Origin of the sequence: Aeromonas sp. MR19, from assembly GCF_963899305.1 — a bacterium.
Classification (GTDB): domain Bacteria; phylum Pseudomonadota; class Gammaproteobacteria; order Enterobacterales; family Aeromonadaceae; genus Aeromonas; species Aeromonas bestiarum.
The window spans coordinates 178,069-198,444 of the sequence record NZ_CAWQWZ010000054.1; the positions used below are offsets into that span (position 1 = coordinate 178,069).

General features: G+C 60.8%; 18 protein-coding genes, 1 rRNA gene and 1 riboswitch. Of the genes, 8 read left to right on the forward strand and 11 right to left on the reverse strand.

Going from position 1 to position 20,376, the window contains the following annotated elements; genetic code table 11:
- Window positions 1-40: 40 nt before the first annotated feature.
- From AACQ95_RS22500 to AACQ95_RS22520, 5 genes are all read right to left on the reverse strand, one after another.
- A complete protein-coding gene (locus AACQ95_RS22500; RefSeq protein ID WP_043141768.1) occupies window positions 41-1,759 on the reverse strand; it encodes an acetolactate synthase 3 large subunit in 1,719 nt (572 codons plus the stop codon).
- 389 nt (window positions 1,760-2,148) lie between these two features.
- Window positions 2,149-2,301: a hypothetical protein gene (locus AACQ95_RS22505; protein ID WP_010673158.1), complete on the reverse strand. Its 153-nt coding sequence runs from the start codon at window positions 2,299-2,301 to the stop codon at window positions 2,149-2,151.
- A 36-nt stretch (window positions 2,302-2,337) separates the two neighbouring features.
- Entirely contained in the window at window positions 2,338-3,447 is a 1,110-nt protein-coding gene (locus tag AACQ95_RS22510; protein ID WP_241280051.1) for an MJ1255/VC2487 family glycosyltransferase, read from the reverse strand.
- Window positions 3,444-3,947, reverse strand: a complete 504-nt coding sequence (locus tag AACQ95_RS22515) for a phosphatase PAP2 family protein (RefSeq protein ID WP_043125038.1) — start codon at window positions 3,945-3,947, stop codon at window positions 3,444-3,446. Before AACQ95_RS22515 ends, AACQ95_RS22510 begins: the two co-directional genes overlap by 4 nt.
- 128 nt (window positions 3,948-4,075) lie before the next feature.
- On the reverse strand, window positions 4,076-4,699 hold the full coding sequence (locus AACQ95_RS22520) for a TetR/AcrR family transcriptional regulator (RefSeq protein WP_042865668.1): 624 nt from the start codon (window positions 4,697-4,699) through the stop codon (window positions 4,076-4,078).
- A 407-nt stretch (window positions 4,700-5,106) separates the two neighbouring features.
- Between AACQ95_RS22520 and leuA the strand changes: the two genes are divergently transcribed.
- The 5 genes from leuA to AACQ95_RS22545 all read left to right on the forward strand — a co-directional run bounded on the left by leuA (window position 5,107) and on the right by AACQ95_RS22545 (window position 10,935).
- On the forward strand, window positions 5,107-6,681 hold the full coding sequence (gene leuA / locus AACQ95_RS22525; protein ID WP_241280053.1) for a 2-isopropylmalate synthase: 1,575 nt from the start codon (window positions 5,107-5,109) through the stop codon (window positions 6,679-6,681).
- 2 nt (window positions 6,682-6,683) lie between these two features.
- The gene (gene leuB / locus AACQ95_RS22530; protein ID WP_241280072.1) at window positions 6,684-7,769 is read left to right on the forward strand and encodes a 3-isopropylmalate dehydrogenase; all 1,086 of its coding nucleotides are present in this window, start codon (window positions 6,684-6,686) and stop codon (window positions 7,767-7,769) included.
- Between the two features lie 33 nt (window positions 7,770-7,802).
- Entirely contained in the window at window positions 7,803-9,200 is a 1,398-nt protein-coding gene (gene leuC, locus AACQ95_RS22535) for a 3-isopropylmalate dehydratase large subunit (RefSeq protein WP_241280055.1), read from the forward strand.
- A 12-nt stretch (window positions 9,201-9,212) separates the two neighbouring features.
- Window positions 9,213-9,812, forward strand: coding sequence for a 3-isopropylmalate dehydratase small subunit (gene leuD, locus AACQ95_RS22540; protein ID WP_241280057.1), 600 nt, complete (start codon window positions 9,213-9,215; stop codon window positions 9,810-9,812).
- Window positions 9,813-10,005: 193 nt separating this feature from the next.
- Window positions 10,006-10,935, forward strand: a complete 930-nt coding sequence (locus AACQ95_RS22545; RefSeq protein WP_241280059.1) for a transglutaminase-like domain-containing protein — start codon at window positions 10,006-10,008, stop codon at window positions 10,933-10,935.
- Between the two features lie 102 nt (window positions 10,936-11,037).
- Here AACQ95_RS22545 and AACQ95_RS22550 read toward each other — a convergent pair whose 3' ends face one another.
- A complete protein-coding gene (locus tag AACQ95_RS22550) occupies window positions 11,038-11,328 on the reverse strand; it encodes a PilZ domain-containing protein (protein WP_043141746.1) in 291 nt (96 codons plus the stop codon).
- Window positions 11,329-11,420: 92 nt separating this feature from the next.
- Window positions 11,421-11,511: riboswitch (TPP riboswitch) on the forward strand.
- 54 nt (window positions 11,512-11,565) lie between these two features.
- Here AACQ95_RS22550 and thiB point away from each other — a divergent pair.
- Genes thiB through thiQ form a run of 3 tightly spaced genes read left to right on the forward strand, consistent with a single transcriptional unit; the run spans window position 11,566 to window position 14,844 of the window.
- Complete coding sequence (gene thiB, locus AACQ95_RS22555) at window positions 11,566-12,546, forward strand: thiamine ABC transporter substrate binding subunit (protein ID WP_241280060.1); 981 nt, start codon at window positions 11,566-11,568, stop codon at window positions 12,544-12,546.
- A complete protein-coding gene (gene thiP / locus AACQ95_RS22560) occupies window positions 12,543-14,150 on the forward strand; it encodes a thiamine/thiamine pyrophosphate ABC transporter permease (RefSeq protein ID WP_241280062.1) in 1,608 nt (535 codons plus the stop codon). Before thiB ends, thiP begins: the two co-directional genes overlap by 4 nt.
- Window positions 14,137-14,844 (forward strand): thiamine ABC transporter ATP-binding protein, encoded by a 708-nt coding sequence (gene thiQ / locus AACQ95_RS22565; protein ID WP_043141739.1) that lies wholly within the window; start codon window positions 14,137-14,139, stop codon window positions 14,842-14,844. The genes thiP and thiQ overlap by 14 nt, the downstream gene beginning before the upstream one ends.
- Before the next feature lie 69 nt (window positions 14,845-14,913).
- Here the strand turns inward: thiQ and AACQ95_RS22570 are convergent, their stop codons facing one another.
- The 5 genes from AACQ95_RS22570 to rrf all read right to left on the reverse strand — a co-directional run.
- A complete protein-coding gene (locus AACQ95_RS22570; protein WP_043556002.1) occupies window positions 14,914-16,284 on the reverse strand; it encodes a PhoH family protein in 1,371 nt (456 codons plus the stop codon).
- Between the two features lie 211 nt (window positions 16,285-16,495).
- Window positions 16,496-17,179 carry a TSCPD domain-containing protein gene (locus AACQ95_RS22575; protein ID WP_241280064.1) on the reverse strand — a complete coding sequence of 228 codons (684 nt, stop codon included), beginning with the start codon at window positions 17,177-17,179 and terminating at the stop codon, window positions 16,496-16,498.
- 9 nt (window positions 17,180-17,188) lie between these two features.
- Window positions 17,189-19,336, reverse strand: coding sequence for an adenosylcobalamin-dependent ribonucleoside-diphosphate reductase (locus tag AACQ95_RS22580; RefSeq protein WP_241280066.1), 2,148 nt, complete (start codon window positions 19,334-19,336; stop codon window positions 17,189-17,191).
- Between the two features lie 211 nt (window positions 19,337-19,547).
- Window positions 19,548-19,997 carry a pullulanase gene (locus tag AACQ95_RS22585; RefSeq protein WP_043141731.1) on the reverse strand — a complete coding sequence of 150 codons (450 nt, stop codon included), beginning with the start codon at window positions 19,995-19,997 and terminating at the stop codon, window positions 19,548-19,550.
- A 297-nt stretch (window positions 19,998-20,294) separates the two neighbouring features.
- A 5S ribosomal RNA gene (gene rrf / locus AACQ95_RS22650) occupies window positions 20,295-20,376 on the reverse strand; the annotation flags it as partial.

The following is a 20,376-nucleotide window of genomic DNA, read 5'->3' on the forward strand; positions in this document are numbered from 1 at the left end:
GCGTGATCCACCAGTACGACCGAAATAATATGTTCCATCGTCAGGTCCTCTCCGTCTTGCTCAGCCACATCTCGTCCATGGCGCCAAACTTGATCTGCATCGGGTAGACATGCTCATCCGGATCGACCGAGATATCCATGAACACCAGCCGATCCTTCATGGCGAAGGCCCTCTCCATGGCGCTCTCGAGCTCGGCCGGATCGCTCACCGCTATGCCGACGTGGCCATAGGCCTCCGCCAGCTTGACGAAGTCCGGCAGGGATTCCATGTAGGAGTGGCTGTGACGGCCGCCGTAGAACATCTTCTGCCACTGCTTGACCATGCCAAGGGCGCGGTTGTTGATGGAGATGATCTTGATGGGCACACCGTACTGCAAACAGGTGGAGAGTTCCTGGATGTTCATCTGCACTGAGCCGTCACCGGTGACGCAGCAGACCACGGCATCCGGGTTGGCAAACTGGGCGCCCATGGCGGCCGGAATGCCGAAGCCCATGGTGCCGAGGCCACCGGAGTTGATCCACTGGCGCGGCTTGGCGAACGGATAGTAGAGCGCGGCAAACATCTGGTGCTGACCCACGTCGGAGGCGACGAAGGCCTCCCCCTTGGTCACCTTGTAAAGCGCCTCAATGACCTGCTGCGGCTTGATCAGGGTGGGATGGGTTTCATACGCCAGACAGTTGCGGGAGCGCCACTGGGCGATCTGGCTCCACCAGTCCGCCAGCGCCTGCTTGTCGTTGTCGAAGCCGCACTCGCGGATCACTTCCAGCATCTGCTCCAGCACGGTTTCCACCGAGCCGACGATGGGCACATGGGCCTGCACCGTCTTGGAGATGGAGGTGGGGTCTATGTCGATGTGAACTATGGTGGCGTTGGGACAGAACTTGGCCACGTTGTTGGTCACGCGGTCATCGAAGCGGGCACCCACGGCGAAGATGAGATCCGCGTTGTGCATTGTCTTGTTCGCTTCGAAGGTGCCGTGCATCCCCAGCATGCCGATGAATTGCGGATGAGTGCCGGAGAAGGCCCCCAGCCCCATCAAGGTAGTGGTCACCGGCAGGTTCAAGAGCTCCGCCAGCTTGGTCACCAGATGATCCGCATTGGCATTGATGGCGCCGCCGCCCACGTACATGACGGGGCGCTGTGCCTCCACCAGCAACTTGGCGGCCCGCTTGATCTGGCCCTTGTGTCCGGCCTTGGTCGGATTGTAGGAGCGCAGTGAGACGGTCTCGGGATACTGGTAGGGAAATTTCTCTTTCGGGTTCTGCACGTCTTTGGGCAGATCCACCACCACGGGCCCCGGGCGGCCACTGGCGGCTATGTAGTAGGCCTTCTTGATGGCCTCGGGGATCTCGCTCGCCTTCTTGCACAGGAAGCTGTGCTTCACCACAGGACGGGAGATGCCGATCATGTCGGTCTCCTGGAACGCATCTTCCCCGATCATGCTGGTCGGCACCTGGCCGGACAGGATCACCAGGGGGATGGAGTCCATGTAGGCGGTCGCGATCCCCGTGATGCAGTTGGTGGCGCCGGGACCCGAGGTCACCAGCACTGTGCCCACCTTGCCGGTGGAGCGGGCGTAACCGTCCGCCATGTGCACCGCGGCTTGCTCGTGCCGCACCAGGACATGCTCCATCTTGCCGTTTTCAAAGAGAGCGTCATAGATGTCGAGCACTGAGCCACCAGGGTAGCCGAAAACGTGCTCAACTCCCTGATCTTCCAGCGCTCTAACCACCATCTGGGCGCCTGATAACATCTCCATGATAAAGCCCTCCAGGCTTTGCTCCGTTAAGCGAAAGCTATCGACAGTCCGCAGCTTCCCGGCAGCGCCGGTCCGTGTTTTGTTGTTGTCTGAATACGGGCCAGGCGAGTTCGGTGCCGTCGATAGTAGAAAAATAGGTTTTTTCCATCATTCACCCGCAAAGCGGGTGAAAAACCAACTTAACCCGCTTGTGAACGCTTGTCCACGGCTTTGTCTGACCATAACAGTCATAAATTTCAAACAGCTATTAACATTCAGTGACTTGGTGAAACGGGTGGGAACAATGCTGGGAAGATGGGGGACTGGCTAGCGGATCATGCTGTCACAACGAAGCAATCTGGAAAAAAATAGCCCACCCCTTGGGATGGGCCGTCGAGCAGAGCACAGACTTACTGTTCGTCTTCCGGCTCTGCCAGCCAGATCTGTTGATCCGGGTCCGTCTCTTCGCAGACAGAGATGCTGACCCCCATGTCCAGCAATTCATGCAGGGTGAGATTGTCTGCCAGGGTCATGGTGTCGCCGTTTTCATTGGTAAAGCGCATGGTGTCCGTCCTCTCCTTGGTGGGATCGCTTTCAGTCTAGTCAAAGGCGCTCACTTGCGATAACCAACTGCTGCTCAACGGGCATCCTCCTTCCAGCTCGCTCAAGCGATCACACACCTCTTCCGGAAACAGGGTGCGAGCCCACAGCCGGCGCGAGAGATCCGCCACGCTCTCCTTTGCCCCGTCCGCCAGCCAGCCCGCCAGTTCACCCGCCACATCGGGATAGAGGATCTGGCCCGGGGCCGAGGCATCCAGCCAGGCCCGCACCGCATTGGCATCGAGCGCATCCATCAGCCGGGCCAGCCCCATCAACTCCAGCGTCTTGGCGTTTGTCAGCTGCTCGAACTGTCCCCCCAGCGGCTTGACCAGCAGCTTCTTGCCGAGCGTCAGCGCCTCCGAGGCCAGTTCGAAACCACCGTTGGTGATGACGCCGCGACAGCCGGCCAGCACCTGCTTGAAGCTTTCCCGCGCCTGCGGCTCGAACGCTATGTTGCGCCACTGGCTGGCACTGCGAATGGCCGGGTGAAAGCAGACGAAGCGCTGCTGATTGAAGCGCGACAACAGGGCTGCGATGGCTTCGGTCTGCTCAAACGGCAGATAGACCAGGATCTGCTGATTGTCGGGGGCCTGGGCTATGGGATCTATGATGGGCGGCAGCAGCGGCTGGCCGAAGTGAAACCAGTGCAGTCCGAGGGACTGGCGGACCGGGGCGAAGTGGCGCATCAGCTGGCGATTGAAGCCACTCTCGCCCCAGCGCGGGATCGGCCAGTCGAAGCTGGCCTGATGGCTGATGGTGAGGCTGGGCTTGCCCCAGCGACGGGCGGCATGGGCACTGAGTGGCTCAAAATCGCTGATCACCAGATCGTAATCGCGACAATCCAAGGCCCGCATGTCCCGCCAGAAGCGCAGGGGCGAGAGCCCCTTGAGGGTACGCCAGCCCGAGATGGCACCCTCGTGGCTGACGAAGGTGATGCCGGCAAAGGTGCGATAATCGCCGAACTCGGCCATCTCGAAATAGCCGTCGGCGGGGCGACCGCTGAACAGGTAATCGACCTCAAGCCCACGGGCGCGCAGCGCCCGCGCCAGGGTGCGACTGCGGCTGATGTGACCGTTGCCTGTGCCTTGTACCCCGAACAGTATCCTCATCCCTGACTCCAGCTGAGCGCCAGCAGGGCACAGCCACCGCCGAGCAGGGCCCCGGCCACCAGATCGCTCAGGTAGTGCACCCCGAGCAGCAGGCGTGACGCCCCCACCAGTGCGGCCCAGGCAAACAGCAGGGGCGCCCAGAGCGGGAAGCTGGCGGCCAGCACGGTTGCCATCAGGAAGGCGGCTGCGGTATGGCCGGAGGGCAAGCTATAACGATCGGAAGGGGTGATGAAGACCGGCAGGCCTGCCGGACGCTGGCGTTTCAGCGCGTTCTTGAGCAGCAGATAGAGCGGCAGTTCGATGGCAAAGGCAAGCAGGGCCACCCCCACCAGCTCACGCTCCGCCTCCCCCTGCCACCAGAGCAGGGCAGCCAGCACGGCGTAGAGCGGGCCGTCACCGGTACGGGAGATGAGTCGGCTGATCCTGGCCTGCGGCCGGTTGTAGGCGTGGAGCAGGCAGATGCGGCACACCTGCAGGTCCCATTGCTGGATCTTGTTCATAACCCCTCCTTCCCTGAAGTCTCAGTGCAGACTAGGGCGGCGAGGTGACACTTGGTTGACGGTCAGATAACAGATTGATGAAAAAAAGGGCCGAATGGCCCTTTTTTTACGACAAGCGCGGCAAATGATCAGTTCAGGGTGCCGCGCAGGCCACTCTCCATCAGCCGGCAGTTGTGATCCGCCAGACGGGCCATGAAGTGCTCATCCACTGTCAGGCCAAACACCTGCTCGTAGAGATCCTTCATCACGAATGGTTGCCACATCATGCTGAGGAAGGAGATCTTCAGCATCTCGGGATCCAGGTTGTCACCCAGTTCACCGTTGTTCTTCATGGACTCCAGCAAGGCATCGAACTGGGGCAGTTGGCGCTCCAGCAGACGATTCAGCACAAAATCCCGACCCGGGCTCTTCTCGGTCGATAATGCGCTGGAGATGGCGGAGGTCAGTTCGCTGTTGGGAGCCATCACCTGATAGTAGGTGTTGAGCAGATCATTGAGGCTGCGATTGCCGGTCTCATCATGCCAGGCCTGGTCCAGCGGCTCGGCGACATCGCCCAGCACCGCCTTGTAGAGGCCCTCTTTACTGCCGAAGTAGTAATGGATCATCGCCAGATTGGAGCCAGCCAGCTCGGCGATCTCGCGGGTAGTGACCTTGCTGTAGGGCGTATTGAGAAAACGCTCACGAGCAGCGGAAAGCAACTTGTCACGAATGTCAGAACGCCCGACCGGACGACCAGGTCTACGTTTTTCCATTGAATACCTCAGATAATTCAGCAAAAACTGATAAGTCGATCTGATTGCGCAGGTGATCGAGTACAGCAGGAATGACCAGATAATCGGGCAAGGGCCGAATATGGGACAAGTAAATTTGCACTCCTTTACAATCCGATTAAATAAACCAGCGGATTGAACCTGTGAGTTCGGGTTGACACAGCATAAAAATCTCGATATTGGTAAAAGCGTTATCGACTGGAAGGATTGAGTCATCATGCCTATTGCCGCTCCGCTACTACTACTCTCCCTAATCGCGACCAGTCGCGCGGGATCCTTGTAGCCGGGCTCAGGCATAGCCGGAATTTACAAAAACCCGTGCACCCTGCACGGGTTTTTTTATGCCGCCGCAGGATGCACGTCACCGAACTTAGGAAGAGGGAAGTCACATGTCAGATAGGGTCATCATATTCGACACCACCTTGCGTGATGGTGAGCAGGCCCTGGCGGCCAGTTTGACAGTCAAGGAGAAGCTGCAGATAGCCCAGGCGCTGGAGCGGCTCGGTGTCGACATCATGGAGGTGGGATTCCCGGTCTCCTCCCCCGGTGATTTTCAATCGGTGCAGACCATAGCCCGCCACATCAAGAACAGCCGGGTCTGCGCCCTGGCCCGCGCCCTGCCCAAGGATATCGACGCCGCCGGCGAAGCCCTGCGGGTCGCAGAGGCCTTTCGCATCCACACCTTCATCTCCACCTCCTCCATCCACGTCGAGAGCAAGCTCAAGAAGAGCTTCGAGGATGTGCTGGAGATGGGCATCAGCGCCATCAAGCATGCCCGCCGCTACACAGACGATGTGGAGTTCTCCTGCGAGGATGCGGGGCGCACCCCGATAGACAACCTGTGCCGCATGGTTGAGGCCGCCATCAAGGCGGGCGCCCGCACCATCAATATCCCGGATACCGTGGGCTACACGGTGCCGACCGAGTTCTCCGGCATCATCCAGACCCTGTTCAACCGGGTGCCGAACATAGATCAGGCCATCATCTCGGTGCATTGTCACGACGATCTCGGCCTCTCGGTAGCCAACTCCATCGGCGCCGTGCAGATGGGGGCCCGCCAGATCGAGTGCACCATCAACGGCATCGGCGAGCGGGCCGGCAACTGCTCGCTGGAAGAGGTGGCGATGATCCTGAAAACCCGCGCCGACCTGCTCGGGGTGCACACCAACATTCGCCACAGCGAAATTCATCGCACCAGCGCCCTGGTCAGCCAGCTCTGCAACATGCCGGTGCAACCCAACAAGGCCATCGTCGGGGCCAACGCCTTCTCCCACAGCTCCGGCATCCATCAGGATGGCGTGCTCAAGGCGAAAAACACCTATGAAATCATCACCCCGGAGAGCATCGGCCTCACCCAGAACAACCTCAACATGACTTCCCGCTCCGGCCGCCATGTCATCAAGCACCGGATGGAGTCCATGGGCTACGCCGAGAGCAGTTACGACCTCGACGATCTCTACGGCAAGTTCCTCACCCTGGCCGACAAGAAGGGGCAGGTGTTCGATTACGATCTGGAGGCGCTCGCCTTCTTCAGCCAGATCCACGAAGAGCCGGAGCACTTCAAGCTGGAGTACCTCGGCGTGCAGAGCGGCAGCTCGGTGATGGCCACCGCCTCGGTGAAATTGAAGGTGGGCCAGGAGATCGTCAGCGAAGCCGCCACCGGCAACGGCCCTGTGGATGCGGTCTACCAGTGCATCAACCGCATCACCGGCTACGAAATCAGCATCGACAAGTATGAACTCAAGGGCAAGGGGGAAGGCAAGAACGCCCTCGGCCAGGTCGACATAGTCGCACAGTACAAGGGCCGCAAATTCCATGGCATGGGCCTGGCCACCGACATCATAGAGTCTTCCGCCCAGGCGTTGATCCACGTGATCAACAGCATCTGGCGCGCCGATCAGGTGGCCGAACAGATGGAACGCAACGTCGCAAAAACAGACAAGATCAATACGGAGAGCGTGTGAGTATGAGCAGTTATCGGATCGCAGTATTGCCGGGTGACGGCATTGGCCCGGAAGTGATGGCCGAGGCCGTCAAGGTGCTGGAAAAGGTGCAGGCCAAATTCGGCTTCGCCCTCGACTACGAGCACCATGACGTGGGCGGCATCGCCATCGACAACCACGGCACCCCGCTACCCCAGAGCACCATTGCAGGTTGTGAGGCGGCCGATGCCGTGCTGTTCGGCTCGGTGGGCGGCCCCAAGTGGGAGCACCTGCCACCGAACGATCAGCCGGAACGCGGCGCCCTGCTGCCCCTGCGTGCCCACTTCAAGCTGTTCTGCAACCTGCGTCCGGCCCGCATCTACACAGGTCTGGAGCAATTCTCCCCGCTGCGCGCCGACATCTCGGATCGCGGCTTTGACATCGCCTGCGTGCGCGAGCTGACCGGTGGCATCTACTTCGGCCAGCCCAAGGGGCGTGAGGGCGAGGGCGCCAACGAGAAGGCGTTCGATACCGAGGTCTATCACCGCTTCGAGATAGAGCGCATCGCCAAGATTGCATTCGAATCGGCCCGGGTGCGCCGTAGCAAAGTCACCTCCATCGACAAGGCCAACGTGCTCGCCTCCTCCATCCTGTGGCGCGAGGTGGTGACGCAAGTCGCCAAGTCCTACCCGGACGTGGCCCTCAACCACATGTACATAGACAACGCCACCATGCAGCTCATCAAGGATCCGTCCCAGTTCGACGTGCTGCTCTGCTCCAACCTGTTCGGCGACATCCTCTCCGACGAGTGCGCCATGATCACCGGCTCCATGGGGCTGCTCCCCTCCGCCAGCCTGAACGAAGCGGGCTTCGGCCTGTTCGAGCCGGCCGGTGGCTCGGCGCCGGACATCGCAGGCAAGGGCATTGCCAACCCCATAGCCCAGATCCTCTCCGCCGCCCTGATGCTGCGCTACAGCCTGGGACAGGAAGCCGCCGCCCAGGCCATAGAGCAGGCCGTGGCCCAGACCCTGGCAGAGGGTTACTTCACCGCCGACCTGCATCAGGCGAGTGCACAGCATCCGGTGCAGAGCACGTCCGAGATGGGCAGCCAGATCGCCGCCCGGATCTGAGCCGCACAACAGATAACAAGGAAGAGAGAAGCAATGGCCAAGACCCTCTATCAGAAAGTATTCGACGCCCATGTGGTGCGTGAAGTGGCAGGCGAAACGCCGCTCATCTACATCGATCGTCACCTGGTGCACGAAGTGACCAGCCCGCAGGCATTCGACGGCCTGCGCGCCATGAAGCGCCCGCTGCGTCGCCCGGATCTGACCTGGGCCACCATGGATCACAACGTCTCCACCACCACCAAGGACATAGCCGCCTCCGGCGAGATGGCCCGCATCCAGATGGAGACGCTCGCCGACAACTGCAAAGAATTCGGCGTCCGGCTCTACGATCTGAACCACAAATACCAAGGCATAGTCCACGTGATGGGCCCCGAGCTCGGCATCACACTGCCCGGCACCACCATAGTCTGCGGCGACTCCCACACCGCCACCCACGGCGCCTTCGGCTCGCTGGCCTTCGGAATCGGCACCTCCGAAGTGGAACACGTGATGGCGACCCAGACCCTGAAACAGGGCCGCGCCAAGACAATGCGCATCAGCGTCAACGGAAAGCTGGCGGAGGGCATCAGCGCCAAGGACGTGGTGCTGGCCATCATAGGCAAGGTCGGCCACGCCGGTGGTACCGGTTACGTGGTGGAGTTCGCTGGCGAGGCCATTGCGGGCCTCTCCATGGAAGGGCGCATGACGGTGTGCAACATGGCCATAGAGCTGGGTGCCAAGGCGGGCATGATAGCCCCCGACCAGATCACCATCGACTATATCCGTGGCAAGGAGTTCGCCCCCAAGGGCGAGTCACTGGAACAGGCCATCGCCTACTGGCAGAGCCTCAAGAGCGACGAAGGCGCCCGCTTCGATGCCGAAGTGGTGCTCGACGCCGCCGACATAGCGCCGCAGGTGACCTGGGGCACCAACCCTGGGCAGGTGATCGCCGTCAATGAACCCATACCTGCACCGGAATCCTTCGCCGATCCGATGGAGCAGCAGTCCGCCCGCAAGGCGCTGGCCTACATGGACTTGCAGCCGGGCCAGAAGCTCACCGATGTCGCCATCGACAAGGTGTTCATCGGTTCCTGCACCAACAGCCGCATCGAGGACTTGCGCGCCGCCGCCGCCATCGCCCGTGGTCGGAAAGTGGCCACCGGGGTACAGGCGCTGGTAGTGCCGGGCTCAGAGCAGGTCAAGGCCCAGGCCGAGGCCGAGGGACTGGACAAGATCTTCCTCGAGGCGGGCTTCGAGTGGCGTCTGCCGGGTTGCTCCATGTGTCTGGCCATGAACAACGACCGGCTGCAACCGGGGGAGCGCTGCGCCTCCACCAGCAACCGCAACTTCGAAGGGCGCCAGGGCCGTGCCGGCCGCACCCATCTGGTGAGCCCGGCCATGGCCGCCGCCGCCGCCATCACCGGCCGCTTCGCCGACATTCGCGCACTGTAAGAGGAGATAGCGATGACAGGATTCAAACAGCATAAAGGGATCGTCGTCCCCCTCGACAGCGCCAACGTCGACACCGATGCCATCATTCCCAAGCAGTTTTTGCAGAAGGTGAACCGCATCGGCTTTGGCAAGCACCTGTTCCACGATTGGCGCTTCCTGGACGATGCCGGCCAGCAGCCCAACCCCGAGTTTGTGCTGAACCAGCCGCGCTATGCCGGTGCCAGCATCCTGCTGGCCCGGGAAAACTTCGGCTGCGGCTCGAGCCGCGAGCACGCCCCCTGGGCGCTGGCGGATTACGGCTTCAAGACCATTCTCGCCCCGAGCTTCGCCGACATCTTCTATGGCAACGCCATCAACAACGGTCTGGTGCCGGTGCGCCTGAAAGAGGAAGAGGTGGAGGCGCTGTTCCAGCTGGTTGCCGCCCACCCAGGCCTGCAGATCGAGGTGGATCTGGAGGCGAACCAGGTGCGTGCCGGTGAGCTCAGCTTCGGGTTCGAGATCGACGAGTTTCGCCGCTACTGCCTGCTCAACGGGCTGGACGCCATCGGCCTGACCCTGCAGCACGAAGCGGCCATCAGCGCCTTCGAAGCCAAGCAACCGAGCTGGATCTGAGCGGGCTCCTCCCAAGCTCAAGGCCGCCCTTGGCACCTTCGAGACTGTGCAAGAGAACCGAGCTGGATTTGACACGCCAGCGGCAATAAAACGAGTAGAATCAACAGGGAGCCTTGGCTCCCTGTTTTATTGTCCGGCCACGCCACCCACCATGCATGGCTGGCCATCACGGCGCCACAGAGAGAAAACCTTGATGAAGAGAACGAGCGGCATCCTCCTGCTCTGCTGCCTGTGGTTCACGCTTCCGGCCAGCGCCGGGCAGACCTATTTCAACAGCCACGGCGGTCAGCTCAACGTCGGCTGGCAGGACAAGGATGGCAAGGCGCAGCAGCTCACCTACCGGCTGGAGCCGGGCAAGTTGCCGCCGCTTATCGCCTATAGACCCGCGCGAATGCAGGAGGAGGTGTTGCAGAGCCTGTTGCAACAGGCCGCCACCGAATTCCCCGCCGTGCAGATCGCCCTCTCCCGTCCCGACATGGAGCTCAAGATCAAGGGACGCCAGCCCGACCAGGTCAACAAGGCCATGGGCTGGCTCACCCAGCAACGGGACAAACTGGAATCCGAGTGGCTCAAGCAGCACTACTTCCAGCCCTTCACCCCGCCCGATGGCGTGCCTGCCATCAAGCAGGATCATGTGCGCATTGCGCTGGAGAGCCGGACCGAGCTGGCCCCGCTGGCCGATCAACTCAAACAGACGGGCACCACAGAGACGGAGGCCCGTCAGAAGACGGCGGCCCATATGCTCGGCTTCATCCAAGCCATCCCCTATCAGCTGCTCGACAGCCAGTCGGGGCGCTCAGGCAAGGGCTTCCTCAGCCCGCGTCAGGTGCTGGAGCAGAACCGGGGGGATTGCGACAGCAAGGTGACCCTGATGGCGGCCATGCTGGCCCAGCTCTTTCCCGAGCTGAAACAGGCCATGGTGTTCGTGCCGGGGCATGCCCTGCTGGGGGTGGCACTGCCGGCCAAGCCGGGTGAGGCGACTCTGAGCTGGGAGGGCGAAACCTACCTGCTGATGGAGCCGACCGGCCCGGGTCAGTTTGCCATGGGCAGGATCGCATCGACCAGCCAGACGCTGGTTGATAGCAAGCAGTTGAGCGTTCAGCCGGTTCGCGCGGACAAATAATACCGCCCGTTGGGGCCGTCATGAAAACAAGGGGAAATACGCCAGAATGAAATCGACCAGCACGGGGCTGGTCGATGCATGACGAAGAGCATGACGGGCCGGTCAGGCCTGGGATTGAAACTCGATGGCCAGCAGCAGGCCCTCTTCCTCTTCCAGCACCCGAATGATGCGGGCCTGGGCCTCGAACGGCGGCAGCAGGTTGTTGTTGGTGGCCAGGCTCACCCGGATGGGCTGACTCACATCGAGCCGATGCTCGGCGACGGCGATCCCCATGCCATTGGCGCTGAGATCCCGACAGATCCCCTCCAGCACCTGCTGTTGCTGGACGACGGTGACGGGGGCGTTGATTATCATGCGCTGGAAGGCGCGTCTTTCCTTGGTACTGGTGATCACGCGAACATCCTCTGTTGTGCTGACGCCATCTCGGTGGCCCGCAGGAACAATTGTGCTGGCCTCCCCCCAAGAACGTTAATACAATGCGGTTCGTTTCTCAAACGGGGTGCGGTTTACCGCTGAGATTATACCCGTGTACCTGATCCAGATAATGCTGGCGGAGGAATTTGAGGCATGGCGCTCATTTTTTGCGCCCTCATCCGCTGGCACCTCATCATTAACAGGGAGTGCCACTTGATGAAAACCCTGCTGCTGGTTGCCACCAGCCTGCTCAGTACCCAGGCCTTCGCGGCCGACACCCTCACCGTCTATACCTACAGCTCCTTCACCGCCGAGTGGGGACCCGGTCCCAAGATCAAGCAGGCGTTCGAGAAAGAGTGCGGTTGCAACCTCAACCTTGTGGCGCTGGAAGATGGCGTCGCCATCCTCAACCGGCTGCGGCTGGAAGGCAAGCACAGCAAGGCCGATCTGGTGCTGGGGCTGGATGATGCGCTGATCAGCGAAGCCAAGCAGAGCGGCCTGTTCGCCCCGCACACCACCAGACTGGATGGCATCAAGGTGCCGGGCGGCTGGCAGGATGACACCTTCGTCCCCTATGACTACGGCTACTTCGCCTTCGTCTACAACAAGGACAAACTCAAAGCGCCCCCCAAGAGCCTGAAAGAGCTGGTAGAACGCCCGGATCTCAAGGTGATCTATCAGGATCCGCGCACCTCTACGCCGGGTCAGGGGCTGATGCTGTGGATGAAGTCGGTCTACGGGGATGAGGCGCCGGCAGCCTGGGCAGAGCTTGCCAAGAAGACGGTCACTGTCACCAAGGGCTGGTCCGAAGCCTATGGCATGTTCCTCGATGGGGAAGCGGACATGGTGCTCTCCTACACCAGCTCCCCCGCCTATCACCTGATCGCCGAGAACAAGCCCCAGTATCAGGCCGCCGCCTTCGAGGAAGGTCACTACCGTCAGGTGGAAGTGGCTGCCAAGCTGAAAAGCGCCAAACAGGGCAAGCTGGCCGACCAGTTTCTGCAGTTCATGATAAGCCCCGCCTTCCAGCAGGAGATCCCTGCCGGCAACTGGATGTATCCGGTAACAGATGCGCTGCTGCCCAAGGGCTTCGAGCAGATGATCACAGTCAGCAAGCCGCTGAGTTTCACCAGCGATGAGGTGGCCGCCAATCGCAAGAACTGGATCCGCGAGTGGCTGCAAGCCGTCACCCAGTGAGCACCAAGATTCGTCCCCTCTGGTGGCTGCCGGGTAGCGCAGCCACCCTGTTGATCCTGCTGTTATCCCTGGGGCCGCTCGTCGCCCTGCTGTGGCAGGCCGGTTCGCTGGCCCCCCGCACCCTGCTGGCGGACCCTTACCTGCGCCATGTGCTGGGCTTCAGCCTGGGGCAGGCGCTGCTCTCCACCCTGCTGAGCCTGGGGCTCGCCATTCCGGTGGCAAGAGCGCTGGCGCGGCGCCGCTTCATCGGTCGACGCCTGCTGCTCAAGCTGTTTGGCCTCTCGCTGGTGCTGCCGGTCATCATCGCCATCTTCGGCATAGTGGCGGTGCACGGCAAACAGGGCTGGCTGTCGCAGTTGCTGCGCGGCTTGGGGCTGGATCCCGGCAACTACCTGTACGGCCTGTTCGGCATACTGCTGGCCCACGTTTTCTTCAACATGCCGCTGGCGGCGCGCCTCATGCTGCAGAGCATAGAGAGCATACCGGAATCGAGCTGGCGTCTCGCCAGTCAGCTGGGCATGCGCTCTTCCCACATCTTCCGGCTGCTGGAGTGGCCGCTCATTCGCGGTATCTTGCCGGGGCTTGCCAGCCTCATCTTCATGCTCTGCTTCACCAGCTTCACCACTGTTCTGGCGCTGGGAGGTGGCCCCAGGTCCACCACGCTGGAGGTGGCCGTCTACCAGGCGCTACGCTTTGACTTCGACCTCGCCACCGCCGGCGGCCTGGCGCTGGTACAGCTGATCCTGACCGCCACCCTGCTCCTGTTGCAACACAAGCTGCAGACCACGCCGGCCAGCCGGATCAGCAGCCATCGCCCCTGTCTGCGACCGGATCGCCATCAGCCGGGGACAGGCCTGGTAGATACAGTGGCGCTCTGCACCGGGCTCGCCGTCTTCCTGCCCCCGCAGCTGGCGATCTTGGTGGCCGGTTTCAATCCCGGCCTGCTGACGGCGCTGGCCTCGCCGCAGCTGTGGCAGGCCAGCGGCCAGTCGCTGCTGATCGCGCTGGCGGCGGGTACCCTTGCCACCCTGCTCGGCAGCGGTCTGCTGCTCACCAGCCGTCATCTCAAGGTGCGCACCCGCCAGCGGCGGGCCGCCGCCATGTGGGAGGCCAGCGGCTCCATGATCCTGATGATACCGGCGGTCGTGCTCAGCACAGGCCTCTTCATCATGTTCATGCCCTTTACCGATGTGTTCGCACTGGGGCCCTGGCTGGTGGTACTGGTCAACGCCCTGATGGCATTGCCCTATGTACTGCGCACCCTCTCAGCTCCCATGCAACTGGTGGTGCGCCAATACGATAGGCTGGCCGACAGCCTGGGGGTGCGCGGGCTGCATCGCCTGCGGCTGGTGGAGTGGCCCCTGCTGCGCCGCCCGCTGGCACTGGCGATGGCGCTCTCCATGATCCTCTCGCTCGGGGATCTCGGTGCCATCGCCATGTTTGGCAGCCAGGAGCTCACCACCCTGCCCTGGCTGCTCTATCAGCAGCTCGGCAGCTACCGGCTGACCGAGGCAGCGGCCACCGCCCTGCTGCTGCTCATTCTCTGTTTTTCCCTGTTCTGGCTGGTAGAACGCGGGCTTGGAGGAAAAAATGCTGAACATTGATGGGCTGGTCACCAGCTACCCCGATTGGCGAGTCAGCTTCAGCGCGACCCTGCCCAAGGGAGAGATCACAGCGCTGATAGGGCCAAGCGGAGCTGGCAAGTCCACCCTGCTCGGCATGATCGCCGGTTTCGTGCCGGTAGAGTCCGGCACCCTCAGCTTCGATGGGGAAGATCTGCTGCCGCTGGGGCCTGCCGAGCGGCCGGTCACCACCCTGTTTCAGGATCACAACCTGTTCCTGCACCTGTCGGTGTTCGACAACATCGCCATCGGTCTGCATCCGGGCCTGCGTCTGAGCCCGGCTCAGCGGGCACAGGTGAAACAGGCCGCAGAGCGGGTCGGCCTTGGCGACATGCTGGCGCGACTGCCTGAGCAGCTCTCCGGCGGCCAGCAACAACGGGTCGGGCTGGCGCGTGCCCTGGTGCGTGGCAAGCCATTGCTGCTGCTGGATGAGCCTTTCTCGGCGCTCGATCCCGCCCTGCGTCGGGAGATGCTGGCAGAGGTGGCCCGCCTCGCCTGCGAGCAGGCCATCACAGTGCTGATGGTCTCTCACAACCCGGAGGATGCCCAGCTCATCGCCGACCAGGTGTTGTTCGTCGATGAGGGGCGCATTGCCCTGCAGGGCAAACCCGACATACTGCAAAACAGCGATCACCCCGGCCTGCTGCGCTACCTTGGGCACACGCAAGGGTCATGACCAGCGACGGGATCAAAAAAGGGGAAGCCACTTGGCTTCCCCTTTTTCATATGAAGACAGTCAGTTAAATCAGAGATTTTCCTCGGCGAAGGAGGCGAGCTTGCTGCGCACCACCCCGTTCAGGAAGATGTTGGCACTGCCGTCGAAATCCTTGAAACGCTCGACTATGTAGGTCAGACCCGAGGTCACAGGGCTCAGGTAGTTGGAGTCGATCTGGGCCAGGTTGCCGGAGCAGACTATCTTGGTGCCCTCACCGCAACGGGTGATGATGGTCTTGATCTGGGACGCGGTCAGGTTCTGGCACTCGTCCAGCAGCACGAAGGTGTTCTGGATGCTGCGCCCGCGCATGAAGTTGACCGATTTGAACTGGATGTTGGCCTTCTCCATGATGTAACTCAGCGAGCCGCTCATGTTCTCGTCCTGCTTGTGCAGCACCTCCAGGGTATCTGTCACCGCCGCCAGCCAGGGCATCATCTTCTCTTCTTCGGTGCCGGGCAGGAAGCCTATGCTCTCGGCGATTTCCGGGGTATTGCGGGTGACGATCACCTTCTCGTAAATCCCCTTCTCAATCACCAACTCCAGTGCCGCGGCCATGGCCAGCAAGGTCTTGCCGCAGCCGGCCGGGCCGGTCAGGATCACCAGATCGATGTGCGGATCGAGCAGGGCATCCAGCGCCATGCCCTGATAGACGTTCTTGGGATGGACACCCCAGGCCTTGCGCGACATCAACCGCTCGCGGCCCAGATCCTTGATGCGGATCTTGTGGCCATCGTTGCTCAATACCCTGGCGGCGAAGAAGTTCTCCTCGTCGAGCAGGTACTGGTTGACGTGCACCCCCTCCAGCAAGTTCGAGTCGATCACATGGACGGTATCGCGGCCATGGGTTTCGCTGTCACACTCGCCGACCCGCTCCCAGAAGCTGCCGGGCACCACCTGGAAGCCTTTGGCCAGCAGACGGATATCGTCGATCAGCTGGTCGCTGCGATAATCTTCGACGTGCGCCAACCCGGCCCCTTTGGCCTTGAGGCGCATGTTGATGTCCTTGGTGACCAGCACCACCTGGCGTTTCATCTCATGCTTTTGCAGATAGAGGGCCGCGTTGATGATGCGGTTGTCCGCCTCCTTGTCGGTGAACACCTCGGCATCCTGGGGCAGATGGTGGTCACTGAAGATACAGATATTGCCGCTCGCCTCACCCGCCAGCGGTACGCCCTGGGTGATCTGCTCCGGCGTTGCATCGCGGAACACGTCTTCCAGCGCACGAATGGCCACCCGCGCGTCGCGGCTGACATCCTTGTGGCGATCCTTGATGTTGTCGAGCTCTTCCAGCACCGTCATGGGGATGAGCACGTCGTGCTCTTTGAAGGAGTAGATGGCGAGGGGTTCGTGAAGCAGAACGTTGGTATCCAGGATAAACAGCTTTCGGTCCGTATTGTCCATAAGCATCCTCCTTGGCACTGAAGGTGCCACGTGTGTGAATCTCAGATGTCATTGAAACCACACGAGCGTGACAGTTTTATTACCCCCAACGCTACGCTCGATTTTACCATCACGCAACAAATCGCTTGAGCCGCAGGCTCGTTCGAACAGAAAAGCAGCAATAAAAAAGACCGGCTCTGTGGCCAGTCTTGTTCAAATGCTCGGTGGCTTGTCAGCCACACTTGGAGTCACCGCAGTTGAGGCAGGTCATGCAGCCATCCTTTTGCACCAGCGCCTTGGTATTGCACTTGTAGCAGAGTGCCGCACTGGCCGGGAAACTACGGCCGGCCTGCTGTTCTTCCGCCTGCTGCCGGACCTGCAGTTCGGCCTGTTTCTCCGCCAGAAACGCCTGCTGATGCTCATCCAGCCCCGGCAGCTTGATCATGCCGATCTCGGTGAGATGGGTCTCGATCACGTTGCCAATTTCGGCGATAAGGGAGGGAACATACTTGCCCTTGTTCCAATAGCCGCCCTTGGGATCGAACACGGATCTCAGCTCCTCCACCAGGAAGGTGACATCCCCCCCCTTGCGGAACACGGCTGAGATGATGCGGGTCAGTGCCACTATCCACTGGTAGTGTTCCAGACTCTTGGAGTTGATGAAGATCTCGAACGGGCGGCGGGTCTCGTGAACCGTGCCCTCGTTGAGAATGATGTCGTTGATGGTGATGAACAGCGAGTGCTCGGAGACATGCTCCGGCGTCTTCAGCTTGTAGGTGGTGCCCATCAGCCGCTCCGGGCGCAGCACGGTTTCGTGCATGTGCACCACGTCATCCTGCGGGGCCAGATCTTCCTGCGGCTCATCCCGGGTTTTCACCTTGTAGGCGACGATTTTCTTGTCGATCTTCTTGACCATAATCTGTTCTCAGAATTTACCGTAATAGCCTTCTTTCAAGGCGTCATAAAGGTTGGCGGCGGTATGCAGCTCGCCATCGTATTCGATCTCTTCGTTACCCTTGACGGAGATGACGGAGCCATCCTCCAGGGTGAACTCGTACTGAGTGTTCTCCAGATCCTTCTCCTTCACCAGCACGCCCTGGAAGGCCTCAGGGTTGAAGCGGAAGGTGGTGCAGCCCTTGAGCCCCGAGTCCGAGGCATACATGTAGATGTCCTTGAACTGCTCGAACGGGAAATCGGTCGGCACGTTGGCCGTCTTGGAGATGGAGGAATCAATCCAGCGCTGGGCCGCGGCCTGAATGTCCACGTGCTGGGCCGGACTGATGTCGTCGGCCGTGATGAAGTAGTCAGGCAGGCGGCTTGCTTCGTCCTCCGAGTAAGGCATAGCGCCGGCGTTCACCAGCTCACGGTAGGCGAGCAGCTCGAACGAGTAGACATCCACGCTCTCCTTGCTCTTCTTGCCCGGCTTGATGACGTTGCGGCTGTAGTGATGGGCAAAGCTCGGCTCGATACCGTTGCTGGCGTTGTTGGCCAACGACAGGGAGATGGTGCCGGTCGGCGCTATGCTGCTGTGGTGGGTGAAGCGACCACCCACCTCGGCCAGTTCGGCCACCAGGGCGGGATCCACCTCGGCCACCTGCTGCATGTAGCGGCTGTAGCGCGCATGCAGCACCTTGCCCTTCACCTTGTCACCCAGCTTGATGCCATCGGCCGCCATCTCGGGGCGCAGTCGCAGCATCTTGCCGGTCACCTCGAACTCCTGCTCCATGATGGGAGCCGAGCCCTTCTCCCTGGCCAGACGCAGGGACTCCTGCCAGCCGGTCATGGCCAGCTCCTGAGATACCTGCTCGGTGAAGGCGACGGAAGCAGCAGAGCCGTATTTTATCTGCAGCATGGTGAGGGTCGAGCCGAGGCCGAGGAAGCCCATGCCGTGACGACGCTTGGCTGTGATCTCCTCGCGCTGCCTGGGTAAAGGCAGCTGGTTGATCTCCACCACGTTGTCCAGCATGCGGGTGAAGATGGCCACCACCTTGCGAAACGCCTGCCAGTCGAAGGCAGCCCGCTCGGTAAAGGGGTCGCGCACAAACCGGGTCAGATTGACCGAGCCCAGCAGACAGGCACCGTAGGGGGGCAGGGGCTGTTCACCACAGGGATTGGTGGCGCGGATCTCTTCGCAGAACCAGTTGTTGTTCATCTGGTTGACCTTGTCGATCAGGATGAAACCGGGCTCCGCATAGTCGTAGGTGGAGGTCATGATGACGTTCCACAGCTTGCGGGCAGGCAGGGTCTTGTAGACCTTGCAGGCGACCTGCCCCAGCGCGTTGATGACCACACCTTCCTTGTTGGGCCAGTCGGCCCAGAACACCACTTCGGGATCGTCCAGCGCAATACCGTCCTGCTCCACCTCTTTGGCCGTGTAGGGGAAGATAAGCTGCCAGAGAGCATCCGCCTTCACCGCCTTGACGAAATCCTCGGTGATGAGCAGGGAGAGGTTGAACTGACGCAAGCGGCCATCTTCGCGCTTGGCCTGGATGAATTCGATCACATCGGGATGACGGATATCCATGGTGCCCATCTGGGCACCACGGCGACCACCGGCTGACGAGACGGTGAAACACATCTTGTCATAGATATCCATGAAGGAGAGCGGGCCCGAGGTGTAGGCACCGGCACCCGAGACGAAGGCGCCGCGCGGGCGCAGGGTCGAGAAATCGTAACCGATGCCGCAGCCCGCCTTCAGGGTCAGGCCGGCCTCGTGCACCTTGCCGAGAATGTCATCCATCGAATCCTCGATGGTGCCGGAGACGGTGCAGTTGATGGTCGAGGTCGCCGGCTTGTGCTCGAAGGCTCCCGCATTGGAGGTGATGCGACCCGCCGGGATGGCACCGTTGCGCAGCGCCCACAGGAAGGGCTCATACCAGGCATCAGGCTCCAACTCCTGCTCGGCCAGGGCGCGGGCAACCCGCTGGTAGGTCTCGTCGATGGAGCCATCTATAGGAGCCCCATCCTTGCTCTTGAGACGATACTTGCTGTCCCAGATCTCGAGGGACGTTTCCTGCAGGGGGATGAGGCGGGAGCCGAGTTCACTCTCCTGCACCGGGTTGGATCTAGCCATTTTCAATCAACCTTATGTGAATGCATCAACGTCATGACAGCGACAAAAAACACAACCAATAGTGACACTTATAAAAAATAACACAATATATAGTACAACTACTGCCATGAGGGCGCCGATTCTATCCTAAAAAAATGCCCCGGCCAGCAGGTTTCTGGGCCGAGGCATTTAACTGATTCATTTCCTGAAAGATTTAGCGATCAGGAGGCACTCAGGGTTTCTTGACGTACACGGTCGGCGTCTCGCCAGCCATATTCAGATAGAACTCGTAGACCCCATCCGCATCCGGTGAGAACTTCATGTCCTCATACTTGGAGCAGGGGTTGACCGGCACGGCTTCCCCACCCAGCACGGCGACACCGTCACTCGGGCTCTTGTAACCGAAGTTGGTGCCACAGCTCCAGCCGGAGTCGGCAAACTTGAACTTGTAGGGGGCCCACTCTTTCTTGAGCGTGCCTTTGGCCATGTAAAGCTTGTCGGCGACCTTGACCACCTTGCTCGCATCGGTTGCCATCCAGTCGTTCATCTCCCCACGCAGGTAGATGGACTTGCCACCGAAATCGCTGTTGTCTGCCGCCTGTTCTGCACCACCATGGGATGCGCAACCGCCTAATACCAGGGTTCCCGCCGCCAGCATCATCGTTACTGTTCTTTTGAACATGTGTCCATTCCTCAAATTATTGTGATTCCTTGGCCCATCGAACGTGAGCAGACGAATTAAAGCAGAGCGGGCATCACAAGAAAGGTAGAGGCATCACATTCTGTGCTTTTTATATTCAGACAAGCGAAATGGACGGGGATACATAATGCTGGGTGGCGCAGCCATCCGGAATAGAGCGGGGGAAAAATAAACGAATGAGGGGGTAGAAGGAAAGCATCACCTGGCCATTGCAACCCGGCGCTTGAATATCAGGCAATAAAAAAGCCCGCTCAGATGAGCGGGCTTTCAATGTTGGGTGCCTGGCAGTGTCCTACTCTCGCATGGCGAATGCCACACTACCATCGGCGCTACCGCGTTTCACTTCTGAGTTCGGCATGGG